The organism is Pseudomonas sp. WS 5021, from assembly GCF_012985535.1.
Classification (GTDB): Bacteria; Pseudomonadota; Gammaproteobacteria; order Pseudomonadales; family Pseudomonadaceae; genus Aquipseudomonas.
Genome location: NZ_JAAQWP010000003.1, coordinates 138,759 through 164,170, shown reverse-complemented (window position 1 = coordinate 164,170; position 25,412 = coordinate 138,759). Strand labels below are relative to the sequence as shown.

Sequence of the window (25,412 nt, the reverse complement as noted above, 5' to 3'; positions counted from 1 at the left end):
CAGGGATGTGGTGGTGCAACGCTTAGCTGATCGATACAACCTAGAGGAGGCCGAAAATGCAGTTACTAAGGAGAAGAGTCGCGGGCGCCGAGTGCCAATCCACCCACCTCGGCGCCCTCAAAAATAAAGCCCTGGACCAGCTGAGGGTCGAGTCTTGACTGGTCAGGGCTGTGGTGGTGCAAGGTTAGGGGGACTAGACCTCGCAACGAGTCTAGCACCCCTTTTATCTTTTCACGGCGTGGAGAAGGCCTTTGAATTTTCATAGATTAACGAACACTGGTTGGATGTCAGTATCTGGCTCGTGGTTGTACCCTATTGGTCGTAACAAGAGCCACAGCTGATACTCACCCCTCATCCCCTGTTGCCAACGAGGATGGCTGTTTGAGAGAAAGTGATACGAGAGGGCTCCAATACTTCCTCTAGCGTCCCGCTACGCAGTTTCTCGCGATTCGTGCATGCTCTACGGCTAGACCACTCTTGGCGCTTATCGCCAAAATTCAACGGACGAAGCAGGTTTTTCCATGAGCGGACTCGCAGATGAACACATCCCCATTGCTCGCACTTTTCATGAGATTGAGGTGAAAGCCAAAGACTCTGACGAGTCGGACATTTCTCACTGGTTTTCTGGTACGGGAAAACTTCGCTGGTCAGAACTGCTGAACGAGCACCGAGTGATTTTGCTATCCGAAGCAGGATCAGGGAAAACCGCTGAAATCCGTCACATCACCAAGTCCCTTCGTGCTGAGGGCAAACATGCTTTCTTCATGCGCATAGAAAATATTCGTCCGCAGATTGAGGAGGCATTCGACGAAGGATGTTATGAAGAGTTTATCGACTGGGTTAAGAGCGGAAAGCAAGGCTGGCTGTTCCTCGACTCAGTAGATGAGGCAAAGCTGCACGACCCGCGAGATTTTGAGCGCGCCATAAAGGCAATTTCAAAACAGCTCAAAACCGTTCTTCCGACAGTTCACATTGTCATCACTGGCCGTGCAACAGCATGGCGTGTGAAAACAGACCTAATTCTCTGTGAAACGCTGTTCCCTTCCCCGCTGGCTCAGCAAGCTCCTGAAGAAAGCACAAGTGTTGGCGAACCCGGCGAATCAGCAACAAAGCTCCACAGCGGCTCGCTGGGCTCTTCGAGTGTTTTCAAGATAGTTGCTCTAGACGATCTGCACGATGACCAGATTGACCAGTTTTTGCAGGCAAAAAACGTCAACAACATTAAGGCATTCAAAGACGCTGTGGCACGAAAGGAAGCGTGGAGGCTGACTACCCGGCCCATTGATCTGACAGAGCTTATTGAGTTTTGGAAAGCGTACGGGCGCATTGGGTCAAGCTCCGAGCTGATGCAAAATAGCATCGACCGTAGGCTGAAAGAGCATGACTCAAACCGCGATGACCTACTTCCGATAACGCCTGATCAATTGAGAAAAGGGGCTCGCCTGCTAGCAGCTGCCGCTACCTTGGGACAATGCTCGTCCATCGTCCTGCCAGACATAGAGATTCAAATCAAAGGAATCCAGGCCGCTGACGTTCTGCCAGACTGGACGTCCAAAGACGTCAAAACGCTGCTGAGCAGGCCCATCTTCGAACCAGGTATTTACGGAGCGGTACGCTTTCACCACCGATCCGTAAGAGAGTATTTGACAGCAGAATGGCTGCATAAACTGATCATGAATAATGCCTCGCGACTACGGATCGAAAGTCTTTTCTTCCGTAGTCAGTACGACATTGAAGTGATCATTCCAACGATGCGGCCAGTACTGAGCTGGCTCGCTGTCATGGATACCCGAATCCTTGAGCGGGTGCGCCGCGTAGCTCCGGAAGTTGTGTTCGAAGGCGGGGATCCTAGCCTGCTACACAAAGACGTCAGGATCGAAATCTTGCGGCAAGTATGTGCCGAGCTCGTCTCTGACTCGGGCAGTCGCTCATTGATTGACTCGATGTCGGCACGAAGATTCGCCAGCGCAGATCTCGCCGACGAGATAAATGCGTTGCTCGAACAATATCGCGACCATGAGACAGTTAGTTGGTTTCTCCTGATGATGGTCTGGCAGGGGGAAGTTGCAGGATGTTTGGCCCAGGCCAAGACCTTCGCGTGTGAATCTCGGGACAAGCAAACTCGACTGGCCGCGATCTCCGCACTGGAAGCGCTGGACGCGAAGCTTGAGTTGGAGGTGGTCCGCAACAGATTTCTCGAAGAGGCTCCAGAGCTGGATCGCACTTGGCTCGCAGAACTGATCGGTGGGCTACCAGCAACCGAACCTTCCGTGACATGGCTCTTGTCAGCCGCCGAACGTGCCGCACCCGAGGAGCGATACCACCCAGACAGCCTTAGTCGCGTGCTGGTGAGCCATGTAAAGAGATGGCCTTCTCACCTAGTTGGAGCCCTAGCTGGAGGCTACTACGCGTTAATGAAAACACCTCCAATTGATGATACTTACCTAGCACAAATTTCAATACGCTATGAATGGCTGATCCAACCGGCTGCCAGTGCGATTTCTCAGGTAGTGCTGGCGCGTGCCGAGCTATGCCTGGAGACCGAGATGCTTTCTCTCCTCAGAATGATCCCAGTAGCGGACAAGTCAAACGAACACGATATCCAGCCGCTGGTACAGTCGCTTCGAAGCGACATCGCCGATTGGCCGGCGCTTAACCATGCGTTGTTTTGGCACGATGTTCGCGAATGTCGTATTCGGGACGTGAACGGCCGTAACGATGGCCTTGTGAACTTTCATCAAGTGGGTATTTTCGGCTGTTTGTGGAGCTTGCAAGCAATCGGGTTTTTCACCCTCTGTGACGACATAGTTTCTCGCCCTCTGCCACACGATCGACTTGTAGGGCTTTCTGCGGCGTGGACTCTTTATCTGGCCGCGGATAGACCTCGGGCTTGGCTCAAGGATCTGCAGCGCGTTACAGCGGGGGATCCAGCCCTCGAAGCAATGCTCAATAACTACTTGAATCCCCCCGAAGATGAAATGGCGAAATTCCTTCAGCAAGAGTCGGCATGGAAGAAAAAGGCTGCGACGGAAAAGAGTCGGCGCGAAGTGCAGGCGACCGACTGGAAAAACAGACTGAGATCAAACACAGAGTCGCTACGCAGCCCGCCTGTTCTCGGACAGATTACAAATGCGCAGCTCTATCTGTTGGATCAAATGCGACAAAACTCGAATACCCATACCCACTGGAGCGACGCCAACTGGGAAAGCCTGATACCTGGATATGGCATGGACGTCGCCCTAGCATTCCGGGATGGCGCAATCAATTTTTGGAGGCACTACACGCCTCAATTACGCTCCGAAGGAGCCCCCCCAAACAGTATCCCTTACACGGTTATATTGGGGCTGATTGGTTTGTTGATTGAATCACAGCAACCACAGTCCATGTTGGGCCTCTCGGACGACGAAGCGAAGTTGGCTACGCGCTACGCCATGCATGAATTGAATGGCTTTCCGAGCTGGCTGCCCTCGCTTTTTGAATCTCATCCCAATTCGGTAATCGAGATCGTGTTGAACGAGATTGATTATGAGCTCACCACGCCGGTCGAAGGAGCAGAAAATAGTTACGTCTTGTACGACGTGAGCTGGAGCGGAGAATGGCTGTGGCCCGCTTTAGCATCTTTGATCATTCCTTACATGCGCAAGAAAGACCGCAACATCTCTCAGCTCAGGCAGCTGCTAAGCATTGCCCAGGGATCGCCGCTCGGTGATTCTGAGCTGGCCTCGCTGGCTGCGCGAAAAGCTCAGGCAAGTACTGAAAGCGTATATGCAGCTGTGTGGTTTGCAACGTGGGTAGGAGTAGCGCCGCGTCCGGGCCTGGCAGCTGTTTCGGCCCACTTAGCCGCAATGACCTCGGCGCAGGAGCAAACGAGCTTTTCGATTACCTTTATCACCACTCTCGTCGGAGGCAGGTTTGAGAAACACTGCGCGCGCCAAAGATTCAGAACTGTCCCGATCATGAGCGACCTGTTCCTGCTCATGCAGTGTTACATCAGAGAGGAAGAAGACATTAATCGTGCGAACTCAGGGGTTTATTCACCTGGGGAAAGAGACGCCGCTCAGGACGCTCGCAACGCTTTACTTTCTTTCATCAGAGAGACACCTGGCAAAGACGCCTTCCTCGCCCTGATGCACATTTCACAAAGTCACCCAGTGCCGAGTGCCCAACAGTGGGTCGCAAGACAGGCTAAGGACAAGGCGACACTTGATGCTGACTCCGTTCCATGGTCATCAGCACAGCTATTGGAATTCCACAACGGCCTGGAACGAACCCCACACAATGATCGAGAGCTGTGGGAGCTGGCGGTCGATCGATTGCTCGACCTGAAACATGATCTTGAAGAGAGCGACACAAGTAATGCGACCATTCTTCAAAAATCAAGTCAAGAAACCGAAATCCGAAATTACATAGGCGGGTGGCTAAGAGACCACGCTCGAAATCGCTACTCTGCCCCTCAAGAAGAGGAATTTTCAGACGCGAAAAGGGCTGACCTGCGAATCCACGGGCACATGTTCGACGGTCAGATACCTGTGGAGCTCAAACTTGCTGACAACTGGTCAGGTGCGCAGCTACAAGAACGCTTGGAAAATCAACTTTGTGGCGACTACATGCGTGATCGACGTTCGAGTTACGGTGTCTTTCTTCTAGTGTATCAAGGTACCCGATCCAGAAAGTCCTGGACGGCACTACCCAACAAGCAACGGCTGCCCTTTGACAAGCTCGCGGAAGCTCTTCAGAACGCCTGGGTGGGCTTCGCTCACCAATTTCCTAACGTAAATGGCATTAGGGTCATTGGGATTGATCTCACTAAACGAGGCGTGGATGCGAAGACAGCATCACTCCAGCGTAGGGCAAAACCCGGCAAATAGCTGTGAGAAAACCTCGAGCGTCTACGCATACCTCATGGGGCCGAAGCGGAAAACCCCAAAATAGTGGTTGCGCGGCCATTTTCGGTTAATGTTTTCTGAGTGTTCAACGCACATTTTAAGAAAATCTTGGCGCGGTTAAGAAAATCTAGCCAACGACAGGGGAAAAAATGGGAAATCTAGTGGGTTACGCCCATTAGATCAATGCGATGGAGCTACCCACTGGTGCGGCAGCAACTGTCCAATTTCACTGGCCCTCTGTGTCGGCAACCGCGTAAGCACATCCTTGAGATAGCCATACGGGTCATGCTCGTTCAATCGAAGCGCCGGGCTAAGCGCACTCTTGAATGACCGGGGCCTTGAAAGACTTGGAATAGGAACAGCCTGTTGTCTGCATGAAATATCCGCCTAAAAAGGCTAGAGCTGGTGCCCACTTAAAATTAAGTGCACACCATGTCTTGGCTTCGCGGGGCTGAGTAGATGACTTGGCCGGACGGTTACGTTGGATATCAGTTTCTGGCGCGTGCTAGAAGAAGTTAGCCCCGTATTGAGCTAAGCATCAGCTTTGCCATTTCAGTACATTTGAATCGCCCCTGGCTCCCTGGACACGCCGCCCTTCTATTGCAATAGATCTAGGTTTAACAATAGTTTTGCGAAGCGGTCTATGAAGCTCCTCGCATCGCGCATGCCTTCCGACAGCTCAGCCTCACTCACCTCATGAGCGCGATGGATGATGCCATCCCGACGACCAATAAGGGCGCTGATCCTATCGCGATGAGGTAGACGCTGAGGAGCTGTTAAAACCCCAATTCGCTGAAGAGCGTCTTGCAATGCTCGCAATGCCTCTCGGGGCCCTAAAGTCTCAGTTCCGTTCTCTTTGAAGGCTGAAAGGGCCAGGTCTTCGCGCCGTTCGAAGAGTCCGTAAAGAAACATCTCGACAGCGTGAACCGTGGCAATTGCAGCAAGCCGGCGATTATTCGCTCCACCCTCCAACTGCAGTTCTTCCGCTTTTCTGAAGAAGTCTCGGGCCATCAACAGAAACCCGTCTACTTGCGCAAGCATTTGGCCCCTGTTAGCCAAATAATCCAAAATTACCCCAGCCGTAAAATCCTCAGTCCATGGGTCAGCCTCCCACCCCCCGAGAATCGTCTGCCCAGCCACTAACCAGGCCTCTCCAGATTCGAGAACATGAGGAATTTCATCTGCTTGATCCGACCTACGAATTGCTTCCAGCGCCAAAACTGTGCTGATGAGATCGGGCTCGCGGTTGATAGTATCCCGTGGAAAAGCTCCGCTCTCGGGCAAGATTGTGGTCAAGAGCCAAGCAACAGCCTGCCCAATCGCTTGATGATACCGGTCGTCCCCTATGCGCTGTAAGGCAACTGTAGCGAACGCCGTGGCTCGTACGCTTTCAATCGAGTCGCCTCCAGATCGATCCCGCCAACAGCCTAACTGCTCCTGTCGCCTGATCAGCCGATCAGTAAGGACTGCGGTTTCTCGGCGAAGGCGCCCGACAAGCATTCGGTTTCTACTACTTCGCCAAAGCGCATATCCAATCTCCTCAACTAGCCCGTCTCGATCTGACTCATCCCCTCCTAGCTCGATCATTCGTTGCGCGCAATCAGATAGAGCCGTGTTAAGCCGAGCCCTCTCAGTGGCACTACCATAAAGGCTAAGGAACCAAGCAAGGGAAAAGGACCAGTCCTGCGGTAATTGCCGGCCCCTAGCATCTCGGGCGAGTACAGCCATCAATGCATTACGTCCTTCGGCTGTACGAGGTTCAATGCCAAGAATTGGAAAGAGTTCGGGTGTTGGATGCTGGAGAATTCGAGCTGGGAGCAATGCCATCGCTTTCTCTAGCGATGGCGGATAACCCCCAAGCTCTTCTTCGAGGTCGGTCGCTTCAGGTCCACGGCGCTCTCGTTTTGCTTCGGTGAATTCTGCGGCGACAACTGTGACAGGACGCTGTATGCGTTCAGCGACTCCCGTGGCAATTAGTTCGGGGGGAAGTTCACCATCCTTGATTGCCCAGTGAGTACGATGCTTCTCGAATTGATCGATTCCAAGGCGGTCGGCAATGCTGAGAACCTGTGACCTATCTAGGAAGGCATGTTGTTGGTCAGGTTCAAAAGCAAAGGTCAGTTCGTTCGCCCTGCGTGAGATATTCCGTATACGTCCGTGACGAACTACTCGGGCATGAGGCCCGCCGGCCCCCACCTCATACATCAGTAGGGTGGGCACCTCCTCCAGTCGACGCATAGACTCAGGACGAGCCGGATCTATCGCCGCGGCTTCAATGCCGCTGTACTCCTTAAATCGTCCTAGCCCGAATGAATACGGCGGGGTCTCCCACATCTCGCTATAGCCAGCAACCAACAAATTGAACATCCCTATCTCCTCACGGGCCTCTTGACCTGATAGATAGAAAATACGACCCAAGAGTCTACGGCCGATATCTATCAGGCTACACCAATCATCGTAATCAAACGCGAAGCGGTACTCGCACGGGCAATGGTGTGTTCACCCAGTTGGTCTGGGCAAGGGCTCGAAGGCCTGCTGCGCGAACCTGTAGATCTCCATCCAGCGACCGAACTGTGACAATGATATGGACTGGCAATGGCTCTATCAGAGCTGGCTCATATGCACGCAGCAGAGCAGTCGCCTGTAGTCCCCACTGCTCACCTGTGACGCCTCTAGGGAAGCTGTTGCGATGCAACTTTACGGGTGACCATTTGCTACCGCATGTGATCTGCGCAGCCTCATAACCACTTCGTCCCTCATCGCTATCCATAGGAACCATTCCCTTGATTGTCTCGCCATGGATGAGTCCGAAGCTCAACTCAATGTTCGCCCGTACATATTCACTTCCAGCGTTCGGGTCCAGCGGTGGAGCGTAAGCAGCCGTGATGATGATTTCGCCGCGGAATTTGTCCCCATCCATCAGCACGTCTGGCATAGGGTAGTTAGCCTTCCGCCAACGCATGTTTCCAGGAACTAGATTGGCCAGAAACACCAAGGTGAAGCTGTCATCGGAATCGTAGAGCGCTTTCAATACATCATCCGGCCGCCCAGCGCCGAGGTAGCGGCGATGATAGGCGTCGTAATCAGGCGACGAGAGCTGAGCGGCATGGATCATCAGCGCTTTGACCAGCGACGGCGACGGATCAAGCCCCGGCCGACCGGCGATGGCCCGCCAGGCATGAGCAGCCATGCTCGACGCCAACGGTGCCGCATAGCTCGTTCCAAATGAATAATGCAGTTGATCAGTAGGACCAAGAACTAAAAGGCTTGCCTGACCGGCGTTCCACGGCGCGTGCACACCCCCACCTACATGGGTGATGTCGGGTTTCGGTGTGAACACCGGTCCAGGACCAGAGCGCGAGTATGGGGCTGGATGGCCGACAGAAGACAGTGCGCCAACCGCATCAATATGTGAGATTGAACCGACAGTCAGTGACCGCACTGACTCACCAGGACAAGAAATTCTGTCCGCTAAAGTCGTAGGCGTTAACCACTGCCGCCGAGGCTCGTCGTTGTAATTCCCGGCTGCAACCACGAAGAGCACTTGGTACTTGTCGCTTAGCTCATCCATTGTCATGGCGAAGTCGCTGAATAGGCTTTCGTCACATGGATCGCCGCCGATCGAAATGTTCCATATTTTAACGTCGGGACGCCGGCGCACTGCTTGGCTAAGCCGCAGCTCCAAATCCGACATGTTGGATCCACCGATTTCCAGAGCACAAACGTCATGAATCATTGCAGGCGTTGAAGGCAGCCACGCGTGCTTATTGTTGAAATGAGCTCCGGCGGCGACCAGTGATCCAACCGCAGTGCCGTGCTCGTAGTTGGTATCCGGGGGCAGTACGTAAGGGTCGCGCGAAGCCACGTAATGAGCGATCGCTTTGGCCGAGGGACTTACTCCGGTATCGAAGACTCCAACTGTCGGCAGACCGTCCAGATTAGCCGAGGCCTGAGCGGCACTCACTGCGCTTTGAGGTGTTGCGACCGTCTGGCGTGGCCGGAATATCGGCTCGGCGAAGACTGTTCGGATACCGGGAAAATCGAGCAACAACTCCAGATGATTATCTTTGATTTTGTCTAGATCCCGAATGGCGAATACTGGCAAGCCTCGGCCTTGGGCAATCTCAATAAAGGGGAGTGCTAACGACTTCAACGTGCGCTGCACGGTCTCGTAGTTGAATGCATTGAAGGCGTCGTGCGGGTACTGGAAAAGTCGCAACACCGCACGGCCGTGCTCCAACAGTCGCACGCTGCCTTCTGGGTTCCGCCGCTGACGGCTCCAAGGCTGAATTTCTTCTATCACGCTCAGGTTATGAAGAATCTTCTGCGTCCCGCGCTGGAGTATCACCCTGTTCAAATCGTTCAAGCTTTGTGACGACGCACCGACGAGCATTTCGTTGATACGAGCGTGCCCTGCAGGTTGAAGGCTGGCTTCTTCAGCTAACTTGATAGGCCTGTGGGTTTTAGCGATTCCCTGTTCCCGCAGCTTGAGAACCAAATGCGTCAATGCATTGGGATGGAGTGCTTTTTCTCGTGAAAGCGCTGCCATTGCGCTTGCCAAGCCCTTCGAGAGGGCCTGGCGGTAGGCATCATCAACATCCAGCAGCGGTTTAGGACTTCTGGCGTTGCCATCTACAGCGTTGAGATCCCGCGCTTGAAACGGGATATGAATAAAGGGGTTCTCAACCCTAGCATTCAGCGAATGCCCAGGGGGCAAGTTCTTGCGGGCCACTTACGATCTCCTCCTTGAGGATCTTGGTGATTTGCCTAGTCGATAGGTCGTACAGCCTCCCTAATGTTCTTAGGGAGAAGTATCGAGGTGCCCATCCATTAAGCCACCGAATTTCAGACTCTACAGTAGATAGCACCCGGCCATCACTCAGCGCAAGATTTAAACCCAATCTGCGGAACAGTTGGTCTTCATCAATGACCGTTTTGTTGGAAAGCACTGCCGCGCGCTTGGTATCGAGGCAAACCTGTTCGATGTTCGCGCCGGTGATACCTGCGGAAACCTTAGCCAACTTGGAGAGATCCAACTCTTCGGAATTAAACGGTGCCAGGAATTGCTTCCACAGCAGGGTACGCAGCGCCAAATCGGGTTCGCCCAATGGGATCCGGAAGCTAAAGCGACGCCATACAGCAGGATCCAGAAGCTGATCGTGGTTGGTCGCCGCGATGACAATCGTATTTTCCGGAACTGCATCAATGTTCTGAAGCAATGCGATGACGACCCGCTGCAGCTCACCTACGTCGCGTTCATTACCACGGGCACCTGCCAGCGCATCGAACTCATCGAGAAACAAGACGCAGGGCCGCTGTTGTGAGAACTCAAACACTCGACGCAGATTTCGGCTGGTCTGGCCCAGCAGGCTGCTGATCAGAGTGTCGCATCGAACAGTGAGAAGCGGCATCCCGAGGCTGGCCGCGACGTAGCGGGCGAGCCGAGTCTTACCAGTGCCGGGAGGCCCATAGGTCAGCAGTCGACTTGGCATGGCGGCACCGACTCTGGCGAGATCATCATACCGATTGATGTTCGCCAGGAACTCCTGAATCCGGCTATCCACGGCGCTTGAGAGAATCAGCAATTCATGGTCCGGTACCGGATAGCTCACGTCTACCGTATGCAGGTGACTTTCACCGTCGGTAGGCAAATTCGACAGGCTAAGTCCGTTGGCAGCATCTTGCGCGTTGGCTAGAGCGACAGGAGCACGCGCCAGTCGCTCTCGGATCATGCGGGCCTGCTTTTTATCACCATCGTTCTCAAGCTTGTCAGCCAAGAGACCAGCGTAGTTGGAAGCCATGCTGGCATTTGCCTTGAGAGCTCCATCCAGGATCTTTAAGATTTCGGAAAGGTATTCCACGGTTTTGATTCGCTCAAGGAGTAATCTGTTACGGATTTCGGCGAGAGTGTAGCGTATAGATTCATAATCGTTCCGCTTTTGTCGAATTTTGATTCGCCGGACCTTACTGGCGCGCTGGCCAAGGATATGACTGCTCAAAGGTTCCCCGTTGGCGGTCAGCTTCCAGTGAACAGGCTTTGTCGGGGGCCTATGGGGTGAGACTTAATACGGTGCGAACCGCGTTGGACATCGTCCAGAATCTGGGATGGTTATTCCGCTATCCACTGATTTTCCGGTGTTATGAGTCGTCAAGGTGAAGTAGAATATACGACATCATGATGTCACTACGTCGTGATATCATGACGACTCAGATTTTGGGATAAACAAATGAATTTTGATGGTTTGCCGCTTTATGCCATGGTCGCAGCGACCCTGAATGCAGAGATTACAAATGGAATTCTTCTTCCTAATGACCGGCTACCCGCAGAAGACGGATTGATAGAGCGATTCGGCGTTAGTCGAACAACGGTCCGCAAGGCAGTGGAGAGCCTCATAGCTCGCGGCGTGGTTGAAATACGTCGAGGTAAGGGCACTTTCGTAACGCAGCCAAAGCTCACGCAAGACCTCACCACACTCACTGGTTTTGCAGAAGACATGTTGGTCCTTGGACTACATCCTAGTTCGCGCTTGCTGGATAAGCGCATCGTCCCGGCGAGTAGCGAGGTTGCCCGACATCTTAACGTTGCGCTTGGAGCTCACGTTTATCGCATTGAACGTGTGCGCCTTGCCGATGGCGTTCCAATGTCCTTCGATGAAACCTACCTGCCGCTGGAGATTGGCGAAAAGGTTGTGAGTAACGACCTCGATGTAATGCCGATTTTTGATTTGCTCGAAAACAAATACGCTCTACCACTTACGGACGCCTGGTACCAACTTGAAGCGGCGATTGCGAACGAGCATGTGGCACAAGCGCTCGGAATTGAGGTCGGTGCTCCAATTTTTCTGATTGAGCGCACTTCCTATAGTGGTGATCAGCAACCGGTCGATTACGAAAAACTTTACTACAGAGGTGATGCAATCCGGTTTTCTACAAAGTTGTCCCGACGTTTGGGCTCTTAAGCGAGGTTGGCTCGATGGAATTATCAACTACCTTTTTATTATTCATAGCTGCATTTGGTGCTAGCGCTCTGGGGGGAGTACTGGGCATGGCAAGCGGCATCTTCATCGTGCCAATTCTCACTATGTTTTTTGGTATTGATTTTCATGTCGCAATCGGTGCAAGTCTTATCTCTGTGATTGCATGCTCCTGCGGGAGTGCCTCGTCTTTTCTAAAAGAACGACTAACTAATGTGCGGCTTGCTATCGTGCTGGAGTCCGCCACGACTTTTGGGGCACTAACCGGCGCTTTGTTAATCGGTCTCATCCCAACTTCTTTTTTGTACGGATTATTCGCCTTCATTCTAATTCTTTCTGCGCAGCAAATGCTGGCTCAGCGCCGTGAGGTTGTCAGCCTCGTCGAGAAAGGTCAGCAAGATTGGGGCACAACCCTACAGCTGCACTCAAGCTACCCAGATGCAGTGCTTGGTAAGGAAATTCCTTACAGCGTAGGTCGAGTACCCCTTGGTATGTTTCTAATGTACTTCGCAGGTATGATGTCCGCTTTGCTCGGTATTGGATCGGGCGTGTTGAAAATTCCCGCAATGGACAAAGCATTACGCCTGCCTATTAAGGTCTCCTCTGCCACATCAAATTTCATGATCGGTGTAACCGCAGCAGCCAGTGCCGCTGTTTACCTAGCCCGTGGTGATATTGATATGAATATCGCAGGTCCTGTTGCGCTTGGCTCTGTAGTGGGGGCTCTGATTGGGGCACGGCTATTAATCGGAATCTCATCTGAAAAACTGCGTATAGGCTTTGTTATTATCCTCGGAGTTCTCGCGGTCCAAATGTTGATGAGTGCTTTAGGTATTCAAGTATGAGCAACCTCTGAATGAATTTCCGTATAGAAACTAACGAACGCCGTGATCTGATAATTGCGAGATTGCTTTGGTATGGAACATTATTTGCTATAGCTTTTATAACCTTCGGTGTCGCGCTCGGAGTTTTTTATCGATTTGTTGATGATCTTATCATTGCAAAGTTTGGGTACACCCTAGTTAGGATTGGCGTCACAGTTTTTATTGCTCTTCCAGTTATACGTGTTGCCACAGTCCTAATGCTATTTTTTCAAGCTCGAGATTATGTGCTCGCCGCTATTTCAATTTTCATTCTGGCAATTATTGCAATAGGAATATCGTTCGGGCTGTAGCAAATTACAACATAACTTCGTATCACCCTAGCGCCGGTGGGGTTAAAGCTTTTTTATTCGCAAATAAAATACCTATGATTGAAATCTCTTGGGCACAACCTACCTGGCATTAAGCTGTTGCTAGAAAATTTGTCGCCGGCGCTTTCCCCATCATACAACAAACTTTTAAATACTGATAAGACGCGATGCACTCGATCTCATATTCGATTGTCGGTGCACATATTTCAGTCAATGCTATTTAGGACGTTTGGATATCAAATTCTCGCAAACCAAAATGTTTGCTGATCGCTTGAGTCTGAAAACAAGGTTTCTGAAGATCATACTTCGCTAAAAGCAACTTTAAAATCATTAATGATTAGCTCTGAACGATCACCTTCATCCACTGAGGCCCTTGACTGCGGGTCTTTTCCCAGTGACAAGCCCTGCTCCTCGCGCCATACGCTTGGCATCTCTCTAGTCCAGAGGTAGTGATTCTGGAAAAAGAGTTATGTCAGTGTCTCGAAAAACCCTAAATTCTTTATCCATCTTATGTTTGATTTGTTTACTACAAAGCCGCGTAACGCTACATATCTGTATGTCCTTAAGACATATCACAATTTTACGCCAGATATCATTGAACCAGGTTTGCTAGAAATCACTATTAACGGTAAAGCGTTTTTGGATTTACAAGAAATAAAATTACAAAAAAAAGCTGCCTGTAAAGGCAGCTAAAGTCGAGGGGCGTTTGGTATAGCGCTTGAACAAGGTTTAAGCCAACGTTCAAGTTTGAAGAAGGCATACAGCTTCGAATTACTCGTCTATTTAGTTGCACGTACTCCTCAGTTTTTTTCTCAACAGTGTATCGACTGCAAACCGACCAGGACCACCGATGATCAGGGATAGAAGGCCTGCCAAGTACAAAAGATCAGTTTCGTAGCCGGGAGGCCCAAACTGCGCGCCGGCGGAAGTGACGGCCAGAATCTTTATTGAACTGAAGCCGTACTGCAGGTGCACGGTGAAGGTTGCAACCAGCAAGACGATCATCATAGGAATGCTTGCAAGCGTAACAAATGCTCCAACCAAAATAGCCAAGCCACCAAAAATCTCTATGATGATTGTAATGACCGACATTAGGTATGGAGTCGGCGTACCTATCGCATGTAACACGACAGCGAATGATTCAGGCCCTCTTAAGAGTTTAGCAAGTCCGTGAGCCATGAAGCCGTAGCCCACTATTAGACGAATAATCAAAGGAGCAAGCTCCACAATTTTTGTTTGCGCCGGAAGAGCCAAAGACAATTCTAGTATTTTCCGCCATAACGGCATGGGTGTGGGTACTTTCTTCATGCTGATGTGCTCGCTCACAACAATGGAGTTACTATGTACATATATTTCAACCTCCGTACATTAAGGCAGGGTTAAGTTAACGACGATCAAATGTTAAACTTTTTGTTATAACTTTATTAATGCACCCTTAATCTATTTTGAACAATCTCTCTTCACCAACAATCCTGACTGAGGTAGCAATAATGCGTTTCACATCTATAGTGGTTGCGGCGATTTTAGCAATGAGTGTACAGACAGCCTTTGCAGAAAATGCGCCTGAGACACAAGAGAAGCTTGATATTAAAGAAGTGGTACGGGTCGATCCTGCTCCTTATGATGCATGTGGGATCGTCGAAAATACTATGGTTTATAAGAACTCAGCTGGTGAGCTAAAAGAGTTTAAGTACAAAATTTGGGGTAATGGTTGCTCGGGTGGCTAATGGCAAGAGTCAATCACTTGTAATGGGTGAAGAGGTGAACTGCCTCACTAATGGTCAAGGACTTAGATGAGCGGATCAAAAGCTCTAATCAGACATGGCTTTTGATTAATGTTTGATGAAGCTTTCTAGATAAGACGCTGCGCTAATTGGCTGAAGTAAAAGTCCGTGATCTGAGAGTCATCTTGGCGATATTTTAAGCGTTTGTACGAGCTTTCATGGGAAGCTCAATTGATCCAGATGACGCAGACAGGTTCTGGCGCCATGGGGAAACTTCCTGAGTTCCGTAATGAGATGCCGGTGGCATACGACAATGAAAAAGCCGTCGCCACCAAGCAAAACAGTACTACCCATGGAAATTTCAGCGCCCAATTCTTCCCCCTTGCTGAGAATTACGGCCGTGCTTTAACCAATGCGCTCAGGACGTTGGACTTCGCCATAAAGAGTGAAAAAAGATTGTGCATCAGCAGCGTTGGCCAGCTGTTTAAACTAGTTAGCCTCGTTGTTTAAAAAGAATTAAAACTCTCGCGCCACAGGCTTGAGTTACGTCTCCTTCAGCGCAGTAGAGAATGCGCAAAACTGTCGAGACCAGGGCTTACGCTACTTTGAGAAAGCTTCCACGGCTAGAGGCAGAGTTTTGCTATACTTCATCCGGAGTGGCTTTCTATAAGGTGAAGGTGCGATCATGAACTGCTCAGAAGCTGAAAGGCGACAAAATGAGAAGAAAGGTAGATCGACTACCGCTTGGGCTGGGGAATTTTGGCAGTTCAGTTCCAGCCGCCACCTACTCAAGGAATCTGAGCGCCTGCTCCAAATAAAGATCGGCTTCCCTGCTCATCTTTTTCAGGCCATGGTTCTGACATTTAATCTTCCACAGCACTCCGCAAGTGTCTTATTGAATACTTCTGTAACGACGTTTAAACGAAATATACAAGACCATAAAGCTCTTGATGCCGTTACTTCCGAACGCCTAGATCGCATAGCTTCCATTTCTAACTTGGCCGAGTCGACCTTTGGAGACCGGGACGTTGTTGCCCAATGGATGTCGAGGTCAAACAAAGCCCTCGACGGCTTGGCACCGATTCTGCTCTGCGAAACTGAAATCGGCGCCCGGCAAATTCGCCGAGCACTCCATGCTCTAGAGTGGGGAGGTGTGGCTTGATAAGTAAGGGCCGGAACTCATTCGACGCCTACCGATCGGAGCAGAGCCTGCAAAACCTCTCCAGCGTTCCCCAGTAGCATCATTTCATTTGCTCTGTCTAACCCCACATCCTCAAGATTGACATGAATCACCGTAGCCCCAACTGCTAGGGCCATGTCTGGAATATCTGCAGCGGGCGTTACCACACCAGAGGTTCCAACTGAAATTAGCAACTCACAATTTCTCACAAGCCGAACGGCTGATCGCCAAGCCTCCTCAGGCAAGTTCTCCTTGAACCACACCACCCCCGGTCGAAGTCTGCCTTTACAGCGGGCACATCGGGGAGGCTCGACCAGCCTCCCTTCCTCAGCAATCTGCAGCTGCTCAGAAGTCAATTCAACCGGGCGATGACAGGCAAAGCATTTCGCACTCATTAAACTGCCGTGAAGGTGTACCACACCCTTCGAGTCTGCTCGCTCGTGCAAATCATCGATATTCTGAGTGACAACCGAGACGTCCCAGCCAGCTTTAGCCAGCTGAGTAATGGAAAGGTGGGCTGAATTAGGTTTCGCTTGGCTAACCTGGCGTCGCCGCCAGAGATACCATCCCCACACAAGAGCAGGGTTCTCACGGAAAGCCTCCGCTGTTTCTAAGCGTTGTGGGTCATGCTTCTCCCACAGACCGGTGAGTTTGTCGCGGAAGGTGGGTATTCCACTATCTGCTGAGATACCAGCACCTGTGAAGAAAACCACCCTCTTGGACGTCATCAACACTTCTGCCGCTCGTTGTATTCCCACTTCAAGATCCTCATCGACTGTCGCCGAATACGTTCCAATTTAACCCTGAGGCCTCTACCCCCGCTACTGCAACCGGGCGGTTCTGTAAGCGTCGACCAATGGCAGACCAGCCAGGCTATGAGCATCTAAACTTGCTGTGTGCGTTGACGGAGACTTGGATGGGATGAAAATAACTGGTCGTGTAGAAGTCGAAGCCGTGACCGACGTGCGTTGTGACGTATGCGATTGCTCGACGCGTCTAGGAAGCGGCAACTTGGAGTATGGGATTCTCAACGCGCATTGGGGCTATGGTGCGATGCATGACGGCGAACACTATGAGGTACATCTCTGCGAAACCTGCTTTCTAGCAACCCTTGCTTACCTCAAGCAGGAACGACGAACTGCACACATGTTTGAGACTGATCCCACATGGCCGGGAGATGATTTCGGACGGGTCGCCAAGGATGACTTTTTCCGTGATAGTCACTGATCGACATCCGTAGTCAGGTCATCTACTTCGGCTTCTTGGGGCCGGATGGCGGCGACTCCATGTACTGACGGAAGGATCGCATTAAGTCCTCATCAGTCGCCTTTGGGACAGGCACACGCCGAGTGGATTTGGCCGGGGCTTTCTCTTCCGGTAAGACGATATGCTTCAGTATTGAGCGTTCCGCCTCAGTAGCCGACGACTCGAAAACCCTTGCCTGCACACGCTGGTCACGATCTGCCCGGGCAAAGTTCACTACGTTCGACTTGTACTCAACGGGTAAGTCGAATGGACACTGCAGGTCCAAGCGCTTGCTGGATCCTTTGCTGATCGCTTCCAGCTGTAGGTCTTCGACATCTCTCGCGTTGCTGGTGTACGTACTGGATCGATAGGCCTTATGTAGGTCTTCAAGCTCAATCCGTCTCCTACCGGCGGCACGACATTCAATGTAAGCAAGCTTTATCAACTGTACAGCGAGTCGCTTGATGCCAAAGGTGGAACGGTATAGCTCAGCCGCAAATTCATCTTTGCCTACTTTGATGCGGTCGCCACTGACCCTCACGCACTCGTTCACATAGTCAGCCCAATCCTGGCTTTTGGGATCATCGGGCAGCATGATCCGTGGCTCGGAAAGCAGCCTCTGCTTGTCTTCACTGTTACGACGAAACAACCTGTGCACGAGGCTGTAGTTGGACACAAAGATCACAGGGGGGCCGATGGCTGCCATCGTCAGCAGGATATCGGTCACCTTAGAGGCGCCCTCACCAGTATTGATGTGCTGGGTCTCATCCAGAACGACCTGCGTGACGCCGTCCCGGTTGGATAGCCGACGGCATTCCACGAGCAATTTTTTCAGAGTGCCGCCATGCACGTCATGACCGCTGCCCTGAACGAAATCCACGAGAAGCTGCTTACCACTTGCTTTGCCGCGAGCGCTCGCATACCAAAGGGAGCTCAATTCGACGGTTCCCTGATATAGGTCACAAGTGAGTTCTACCGGTGGAGGCAGAGCGCTCCGGAGGGCAGCAATCGTCTGGCTCTTACCAACGCCCGCCAGGCCAGTAAAGCAGACTGGCAAAACCTCAACCTCTGGAGGTTTGAAGATTCTGGCAGCGTACCCAGCCTCACTGCTGAAGACCTTGAGGTTGTGCAAATACGCCAAACCTATCATTTCATGAATAAAGTTGAGGGCGAATTCGGTAGGAAGGTAGATCTCCCTCAGCCTCTCATTGAGTAGTTCAGCACCGATCAATGGGGGAAGAGCCTCTAAATCCGTTAAAGGCTCTGGTCGCAAAATCACTCGTTTACGGATGCTTTCAATGTCCATATAACCGTCGAAACGAGATTCGATGGTTTTGTTCATTTCGTCGCACCCCTGAAACGGTTGAAATCGGCACTGTCACGCAGTGCAGCGCCGCCTTTCGAAGGCCGTCCCGTTTTGCGCTCACCAGCGCCCCAATCCTCGCCTGTACTCTGTTTAAATCTGTCGTCGAAATGTTGCTCATGGGCAGGCCGCTCTTCTCGAAGATCTGCAGCGGTGCCTAGGCGTACCTGGTGAATTTTCTGCAAGTCGCGAAGCGAGATATCTCTGGTGCCCTGCGAAGTACGCACTGACCTCATAAAATCTAACTCATACAAAGCCCCTTTGACCTCAATCCATATATGACGAACACACATGACCTGTACATATGCTGAGGTGTTGATAACACCTTGCCGAGCTACCAAATCAAACACTCCCGTTTCTTCCAAAGCACGGGATCTATATTTCCGTCCGTAGAAATAGACGCCGTCCTTTCTTATCGCAGCTGGGCGCACATCAAGAAACTGTCTTACAGCCGTGTCGAAAGGAACGCCGATCGAGGAGTCTCGACCACGCATGCTCCAGTAGCTGTAGATATCATGTGGCGTCGGCTTAATGCCGGCCAGAATCATTTCCTCGTCCATACGCATTCGCGCGTCAGAGGTGTGATTGTCTTTGAGAACCCGCAGGATCTCCCGTTTGGCCATCTGCACAAAATCCAGCTTGCTATGAAAATAGGTCGGCTGCCCGAGTATTTTCTTATCCCTCGGGTGAGAGGATTCGACAGTGGCCTTGGATTGGCCAGAGTAGATAGGTGTCAGCTCTACCGACTTCAACCAGTGAATCTCTGGCTCTACCTCGTAGCCAGCAGCGGGGCCTCTATCCAGTACCATTCCACCTGAAAGACCCATACTAGGCCATTCTTCCGCGCCGATTTCCACACCATACTGCTCGCAGAATTTAACCTTTTCGCACGCCATGGAATAGATCGCCATGCGATAAGCGGCCATATTTTCGCTGCCTTCCGAAAAGCCAATCCCTAGCACCATCCCTGACAGTGCACAGACAGCTCGGACAACACAGAAACTATCTACAGCACTACCTTCAGTCAGACCTGAAAGCTTTTCGGATATGTAGTAGCCATCAAACTCAATGCGCTGGTTAACGTTGATGAGATTGTCGGCAAAACTTCCTTCGGAGCCTGATTGAGCACGAGCGCCATGCTTTCCTCTCAAAGCGATACGAAGCTCTTTCGCACTAACCATCTTAGATAGCCAATATTTAAATTGGGGGAAGGAAGGGAATGGCTTACCTTGCGGATGTCTAAATTCCACTGTCGCACCACTCTGTTTGACGGCAACACAACCAAAAACCTCCGTGACGATTTCGCTGTAAATCTTGTTTTGAGTCTTGTGGGGAGATTTATAAGTGAGAAAGCCTTTCAAAATCTGCTGCTGCATAACTGCATCACAACGGTAGCCATGTCTTTTCCCTTTGCGAGAGGGCCGACCAAGCTTCTTGGTTCGACCAGGTCCTTCTCGATTCCATGCCCCTATTCGGTGAAGAGGTGGCAACAGGGACCATTTGGTCTGGCCGAACACTACATAGGAATAAAACCAGAGCCTCATCCGGGCAGCGTTCTGATGGGGGCGCAAGGCTTTAGCGTAAGCGTTAATGAGAGCGTCAGGATCTGCACTCGCAAAAATTTCATCCCGCCGGGCGACCAGGCTTGAGATTGCAGCAAAACGCTTATTTACCTTCTGCTCATAACTCTCTTTGAATGAGGCCCGACGGCTTTCCAGATGTTCGATGGCCACACCTTCAAGGGGTATTAGCCAAGGAGGAGTACAATCGGCCACACCATCCTCCAACAACCATCCATTCTCTATCGCTTCCTCAAAATCAAACTGGCTCAGTTGAATCAGATGAGTAGTGATGCTTTTCCCGTTATCCTTGAATTCGACCAGACGAACCCGGTTTCGCCTGCCATCGCTGACGAGAAAATGGTAGACAGTGCCTTGTACAAGGCTGAGAAACCCCTCAGGGGCGATGATCCGTGAACCTGCCCTCATGGAGCTGTCTCTTCGAAAAACGAGCCAAACTCCTGAAGCAGATCGCAGCCACCGGTGATGAGCGGACGATCAATCAAGATAGGTTCGTTGAAGTCGACGAGTATTTTCCTATCCCAAATATCCTGGTAAATCTTTGCGATGAATTGATCTCGGAAGCCCCACCTAACGCTGTGTTCAATCGCCACATAAGCCACTGGTTTTTCAGTTTGTACGGCATCAATCACTGCGCCACTGAAGTCCTCCAGCAGAGCCGCTTCAAGCGAGAAATCAAGATCGTGCATGCCAAACAAGAGATCCAGATTCGCTTGGATCGTAGGCGATATAAGATCACGAGAAACCTCAACTGTTCGGATGCCGGCGCTCGCGTAGTACCGCCGCTCCAACTCGCCTCTTAGCTCTGCGTGCTCACGGTCTTTCCTCTGTTGGACAGGGGTCTTCGCAGACTTGCTGCGGCGTTCACGAAAAGCCAGGGCCTGATCCTTGACAGTCCAGTTTACGGCGTAGGGTTCCCCTTTACTGTTGCGAATGTACAGCAGAAGGTCCCCCTGATAGGGGTATGGCATTTTGTACCTGTTGCCGCTCGCATCCTCCACAACGATTTCATAATGCTTAAAACCAATCTCCCTCGCGATGTCGACAGTGCCGCGCAGAGGGAGCGGGAAGGTCCCTTTCGTCAACGGATGCCCTCTAAGCGGATGGCCTGAGTTAACTGGCCATAGCATTTTCTGCTCGTGAAGCTCAAACAGGTCAGGGTGATAAAGGGCTAATTGCGCAAATGTCTTCTCGGGCCCCGAAAGGAGATGAAGAGTGCGTTTCAACTTTCGACTGCGCAGCCGACTGATTCGAGAGCCCTTCGGCGCCTCGCGTGGAACCGCCAGCGTGGACGGTATGTATTCACCACCCCATTCAAACCGGCTCTGGCGGTTCATAATGAGGTCAAATCGTTCCTGCGGTTTCATCCAAGTATTCCAATCTCATCGGGATTTCCTGAGGCATGCTTGCTGGGGATAAAAACAAGCACACCGGCGAAACCCTTATCCTGCGGGCAGGTCACTGCGCGTCCGACTGTGGATAACACGCAGATTCTTGTGGATGAGCGAAGCCGTGCGAGACTTGACGTCTCACATGCAAGGAATAGACAATGGACAAGTCAGGGTGCTTATCTGACTTATCCACAAGGGCCCAAGGTCGCACTTGGGCCCTTGCTTAATTGAATTCCAGCGCTCTTTTAGCTAGCTGTCATCTGAAACTCCCTCGATAGGGCTTACCTTAGGCATTGCTGCCGATTGTGAACCGTCCACCATCACGTAGCCTGACTCAGGCAATACGCACACAGTGCGTTCTTAGCTATCAGTATGTTTAAAGAGAATATGTTAACGCCGTAAAATCCCGGCTGACAACAAGTTTGCGCATCCACCACGCGTATACTCGCCGATTCCCCCAGCAAAGCAATTTCCGCCTATACGGAGCGCACCCAAGATCCCCGCCTGCCCTAGGGTCCATAGAGCTAAATTTCAGACAGCCCGCGCCAACTTGTGCCTATTAAAATAACGAAATAACGGCTCATCCTTTAATAACTTATAGAGCTTTCACTATCAAAAAAACTTGTTTATGGTGGTCTTTTGAGGAGCACTCAAATGATTTTCATCAATGAGCCAGCGCCATTTCTTAACTGGTTTCCGGACGAATGTTTTTACAGTCTTTGTAGCCGGCAGCATCTTTTTTTGGGGAGCCATTCGCCTGAAGATACCCTAAACTATCTATTTGGAGATGGCGCCAAATCATTCGCGCACGACTTTCCAAGAAATCTAAATTTTCTGAGTAATGAAGCAACATTAGCATGGAGTAATGCGGATGAAATAATCTGCGAGCACACAATCTCGCCTATATTCTTTCCGTTCCAGTCACCTGAACATGTCTGTGCTCTTAAGCAAGCAATGAAAGGCCGTTGGTTGGGCTCTTGTAAATATAGCATTGGGCTTGTCACTGGCCGATTCGGTGGAGCACATCCATTGAAGGCTTGTGTTGAATGTATTAATGCCGACCGATTAATTCATGGTTCAGCATATTGGCATTTATCTCATCAGATTCCTGGCGTAACCATATGTACAGTGCATGGTATTTTACTTTTAGAGTCTAAAGAAAATAGACAATGGACGAGAAGGTTTCAGTGGCTCCTTCCCGATGAGTCAACTCTTGTATCGCCTGATCGAGTAGAAACCAACCATACATCGCTCAAAGCACTCCAAGACATGTCTTCGTTGGCTATGGAGCTATACAAATTCGGGATTACAGGTCAATTTGAGACCAGCGCGGTAGCCCAAGTCTACAAGAGGGCTTTCAGTAATTTAGGGACCTCCCAGAAGTCACGCGAGTCTGCTGCAGACTGCTTTGCTCAATATTGCTCAGAGCTTCAAGCATATCCGCCCTTCTCATCATTACCATGCTCACAGCGGTGTGCAATAGGGTTCATTTCGCAAATGACCCGGAAGCCACGTGGCTATTGCCATCCACTCAAACATTTGACGCTGATTTCGTGGCTATTTGGGCGATTCGAACCATTCGTTGACGCCTATCAACAGCTATCGCAACAAGAAATTTCAGTAACAGGGGAAAACCAGAAGTTATGTCTACCTCAAACTACCGAACAGCAAAGTCCATTAACCTCAGAAAACTCTAATACTCCAAGACCCAAAAAAATCTTCAACTCCATGGTAGAAAAAATCCTTCAAGCGCTAATATCAGGTAGCAGCAAAAAAGAGGTCTGCCTACGTTTTGAAATATCTACAAGCACCGTAAATCGGATTTTGCGGCTCAATCCATTAATCGAAAAAAAAATAACTAATAATGCATACATTAGGAAGCGGGACGAGCAGAGACAGGAATGGATGACCGTTGTCCGTCAGCGTCCAGATGCCAGTACTAACATCATCAAACGTTCAATCCCTCATATTTATGCTTGGCTGTATAGAAACGATGGTTCGTGGCTAGCGTCACAAACTAGCCTGTTACCTAGTGGTAGAGGCGGTAACCATGCGAGCGTTGACTGGGATGCTCGCGATGAAAATCTATGTACATTAGTCAAGCAAGCGCTGATAGAAACTTCTAGCATCTCTAAAAAAGTCCTTAAGCGTGATCTATATCAGAAAATTCCCAGTCTCTTCTCGTCGCTTGAGCAAAAGTCCCACTACGCTAAAGTGAGAAGGCTTCTCTCCGAAATTTCGTAACGACCTCTTTGAATTAGTTTATCACTACCTTCCGTACGTAAATAATCTCTCACATTCACACCTGTTGACTTAATAAAATATGACACTGAAATCTAGTGGGTCGCGCACGGTATTACTTATATCTGCCTTCACAACTTTTGGACTAATTTAATTAGTAAATATATTTATTTAACAGAAGACGGCGCTTTGCTGTGAAGCAACAGTTTTTGGCATATCAAAAAGTACTGAGGAATGCCTGCGGTCGTCCTATGGTCAATCCGCAGTAGGGTGCAGCTTCCACGTCCTCACGTCATTCAACGCCTCAATAGACGCAACATTCGACCCTCATCAGGTGCTAGCAAGCGTAGCCATGGCTGCGGGAACCACCCAAAAGGCCACTGCACATACGCTAATCCAGGCTGAGAACCACCCGAGATAGTCAATCATTCCAGAGAGACAGGCGCCTGCTATACAGGACATACGAAAGGAGCGGACTGGCTGACCCCGCGACGAAGCAGGATAGGAGGAGCTAGACCGAGACATCTACATACTTTTTGCTATCAACACCGCCACGTGTTGTCGTATGGGCGTGTCATGTTATCGGCTAGACGCATCTCGAAGGGGCGTGGCGGTCATTTTTCATCGGACAGCTGCGACCTACGCATGATAAGTGGAGCCCAACCGGTACTTCCAAGCCTGGGTATCTTGGGGAGTGCGTCGCCTACCCTCTCCGGGCTCAATTGATGCCCCTTACGTTGAGGGTAAGCCAGGTTGCAGCAGGGGTATGTGATCGGATGGGGATCTCGCCAGGCCGACCTATAATCGTCGGGATCGCGGCATGTCCATACCCCCACCCCGAGACAATAATTCTCTTCTATATACTGTTCGGAACCGTACGGGGAAATACGATAAGAACTCCAGTAAGAATCAATCGGTTCAGGATCAGATTCGTGACGAAGATAATCACCCAAAAAAATTTCGAACTTCTCATATACTACCGCTAACAACTCAAATAATAAATCTAGGTGATTAGGTTTCACTAGAAACTTGAAAGCTCGATGCTCATAAAACTTCTCAACGCTCAAGTTAACTTTTGGAAATACCCCTCTGAAATCCCACTCAAAATCTTTACCATCTATGCCTTCTTTGAGTTTTTCCTCAATGACACGTAAAGCCGTCTCAGCAGAAATATGATACTGGAGAGTGCAGAGTTTTTTGAAAAATTGAGCCAGCCGTAGCTCCACAGGATCCGTGTTCATCGTAGGTTCAGCATCACCTAGACAGCGCCCTGCACAGCCGCTCCACATCACGTTCACAGCGTGGCCACTAAGGGAAAACGGCTTTGCGCAAAACTGGCAATGCGAGATGAGCTTAACGTTGTGAACAGCACATACAGTAACTATAGAATGAGCACGCCTCCAGTATGAGTACCCTAAGGCGTGAATATCTTCCTGAACGCATAATGGACAATAAGAACGGTTTCTTGTGAGGTCATCAAAGGTGTAGGACTCGAGCAAGAATTCTGACTCCGAGTACGATAGTCTTTTATTAGACTTTAAAACTCCGCGAATAGGGAAATCGGTATGCAAATGTACTAACTTATTAAATCCATAGCTGCCATGCCACCCAAAGATATTAGCGATGGTTTTTACTT

The 25,412-nt window shown here is 50.6% G+C and carries 17 protein-coding genes and 1 pseudogene; 8 read left to right on the top strand and 10 right to left on the bottom strand.

What is annotated here, in order from left to right:
- Nucleotides 1–521: 521 nt before the first annotated feature.
- Complete coding sequence (locus tag HBO19_RS10685; RefSeq protein ID WP_170057484.1) at nt 522–4,868, top strand: hypothetical protein; 4,347 nt, start codon at nt 522–524, stop codon at nt 4,866–4,868.
- 198 nt (nt 4,869–5,066) lie between these two features.
- Here the strand turns inward: HBO19_RS10685 and HBO19_RS10680 are convergent.
- The 4 genes and pseudogenes from HBO19_RS10680 to iteA form a co-directional block, all read right to left on the bottom strand.
- Nucleotides 5,067–5,192, bottom strand: a pseudogene (locus HBO19_RS10680) (transposase domain-containing protein); the annotation flags it as partial.
- Nucleotides 5,193–5,483: 291 nt separating this feature from the next.
- The gene (locus HBO19_RS10675; protein ID WP_170057483.1) at nt 5,484–7,253 is read right to left on the bottom strand and encodes a hypothetical protein; all 1,770 of its coding nucleotides are present in this window, start codon (nt 7,251–7,253) and stop codon (nt 5,484–5,486) included.
- Between the two features lie 94 nt (nt 7,254–7,347).
- Nucleotides 7,348–9,618 (bottom strand): S8 family anti-phage peptidase IteS, encoded by a 2,271-nt coding sequence (gene iteS / locus HBO19_RS10670; protein ID WP_170057482.1) that lies wholly within the window; start codon nt 9,616–9,618, stop codon nt 7,348–7,350.
- Nucleotides 9,575–10,885: an anti-phage ATPase IteA gene (gene iteA, locus HBO19_RS10665; RefSeq protein WP_262386261.1), complete on the bottom strand. Its 1,311-nt coding sequence runs from the start codon at nt 10,883–10,885 to the stop codon at nt 9,575–9,577. Before iteA ends, iteS begins: the two co-directional genes overlap by 44 nt.
- Nucleotides 10,886–11,113: 228 nt before the next feature.
- Here iteA and HBO19_RS10660 point away from each other — a divergent pair, with 228 nt between their 5' ends.
- Entirely contained in the window at nt 11,114–11,845 is a 732-nt protein-coding gene (locus tag HBO19_RS10660) for a GntR family transcriptional regulator (protein ID WP_170057481.1), read from the top strand.
- Between the two features lie 14 nt (nt 11,846–11,859).
- On the top strand, nt 11,860–12,705 hold the full coding sequence (locus tag HBO19_RS10655) for a sulfite exporter TauE/SafE family protein (RefSeq protein WP_170057480.1): 846 nt from the start codon (nt 11,860–11,862) through the stop codon (nt 12,703–12,705).
- 1,130 nt (nt 12,706–13,835) lie between these two features.
- Here HBO19_RS10655 and HBO19_RS10645 read toward each other — a convergent pair.
- Nucleotides 13,836–14,360, bottom strand: a complete 525-nt coding sequence (locus HBO19_RS10645) for a DoxX family protein (RefSeq protein ID WP_222934689.1) — start codon at nt 14,358–14,360, stop codon at nt 13,836–13,838.
- Between the two features lie 182 nt (nt 14,361–14,542).
- On the opposite strand from HBO19_RS10645, the gene HBO19_RS10640 reads away from it, so the two are divergent.
- From HBO19_RS10640 to HBO19_RS10630, 3 genes are all read left to right on the top strand, one after another.
- The gene (locus HBO19_RS10640) at nt 14,543–14,779 is read left to right on the top strand and encodes a DUF2790 domain-containing protein (RefSeq protein ID WP_170057478.1); all 237 of its coding nucleotides are present in this window, start codon (nt 14,543–14,545) and stop codon (nt 14,777–14,779) included.
- A gap of 228 nt (nt 14,780–15,007) precedes the next feature.
- A complete protein-coding gene (locus HBO19_RS10635) occupies nt 15,008–15,286 on the top strand; it encodes a hypothetical protein (protein ID WP_170057477.1) in 279 nt (92 codons plus the stop codon).
- Nucleotides 15,287–15,461: 175 nt separating this feature from the next.
- The gene (locus HBO19_RS10630) at nt 15,462–15,938 is read left to right on the top strand and encodes an antitoxin Xre/MbcA/ParS toxin-binding domain-containing protein (protein WP_170057476.1); all 477 of its coding nucleotides are present in this window, start codon (nt 15,462–15,464) and stop codon (nt 15,936–15,938) included.
- A gap of 17 nt (nt 15,939–15,955) precedes the next feature.
- Here HBO19_RS10630 and HBO19_RS10625 read toward each other — a convergent pair whose 3' ends face one another.
- Nucleotides 15,956–16,708, bottom strand: a complete 753-nt coding sequence (locus HBO19_RS10625) for an NAD-dependent deacylase (RefSeq protein ID WP_170057664.1) — start codon at nt 16,706–16,708, stop codon at nt 15,956–15,958.
- 169 nt (nt 16,709–16,877) lie between these two features.
- Between HBO19_RS10625 and HBO19_RS28465 the strand changes: the two genes are divergently transcribed.
- Nucleotides 16,878–17,183: a hypothetical protein gene (locus HBO19_RS28465; RefSeq protein ID WP_262386260.1), complete on the top strand. Its 306-nt coding sequence runs from the start codon at nt 16,878–16,880 to the stop codon at nt 17,181–17,183.
- Between the two features lie 22 nt (nt 17,184–17,205).
- On the opposite strand, the gene HBO19_RS10620 is transcribed toward HBO19_RS28465, so the two are convergent.
- Genes HBO19_RS10620 through HBO19_RS10610 form a run of 3 tightly spaced genes read right to left on the bottom strand, consistent with a single transcriptional unit; the run spans nt 17,206 to nt 21,511 of the window.
- Nucleotides 17,206–18,543 carry an AAA family ATPase gene (locus HBO19_RS10620; RefSeq protein WP_170057475.1) on the bottom strand — a complete coding sequence of 446 codons (1,338 nt, stop codon included), beginning with the start codon at nt 18,541–18,543 and terminating at the stop codon, nt 17,206–17,208.
- Nucleotides 18,540–20,552 (bottom strand): transposase, encoded by a 2,013-nt coding sequence (locus tag HBO19_RS28460; RefSeq protein ID WP_262386259.1) that lies wholly within the window; start codon nt 20,550–20,552, stop codon nt 18,540–18,542. Before HBO19_RS28460 ends, HBO19_RS10620 begins: the two co-directional genes overlap by 4 nt.
- On the bottom strand, nt 20,549–21,511 hold the full coding sequence (locus HBO19_RS10610; protein WP_262386258.1) for a hypothetical protein: 963 nt from the start codon (nt 21,509–21,511) through the stop codon (nt 20,549–20,551). The genes HBO19_RS28460 and HBO19_RS10610 overlap by 4 nt, the downstream gene beginning before the upstream one ends.
- Nucleotides 21,512–22,189: 678 nt before the next feature.
- On the opposite strand from HBO19_RS10610, the gene HBO19_RS10605 reads away from it, so the two are divergent.
- Entirely contained in the window at nt 22,190–23,779 is a 1,590-nt protein-coding gene (locus tag HBO19_RS10605; RefSeq protein WP_170057474.1) for a TnsD family Tn7-like transposition protein, read from the top strand.
- Nucleotides 23,780–24,390: 611 nt separating this feature from the next.
- Here the strand turns inward: HBO19_RS10605 and HBO19_RS28455 are convergent.
- Nucleotides 24,391–25,017: a hypothetical protein gene (locus HBO19_RS28455; protein WP_262386257.1), complete on the bottom strand. Its 627-nt coding sequence runs from the start codon at nt 25,015–25,017 to the stop codon at nt 24,391–24,393.
- Nucleotides 25,018–25,412 lie beyond the last annotated feature (395 nt).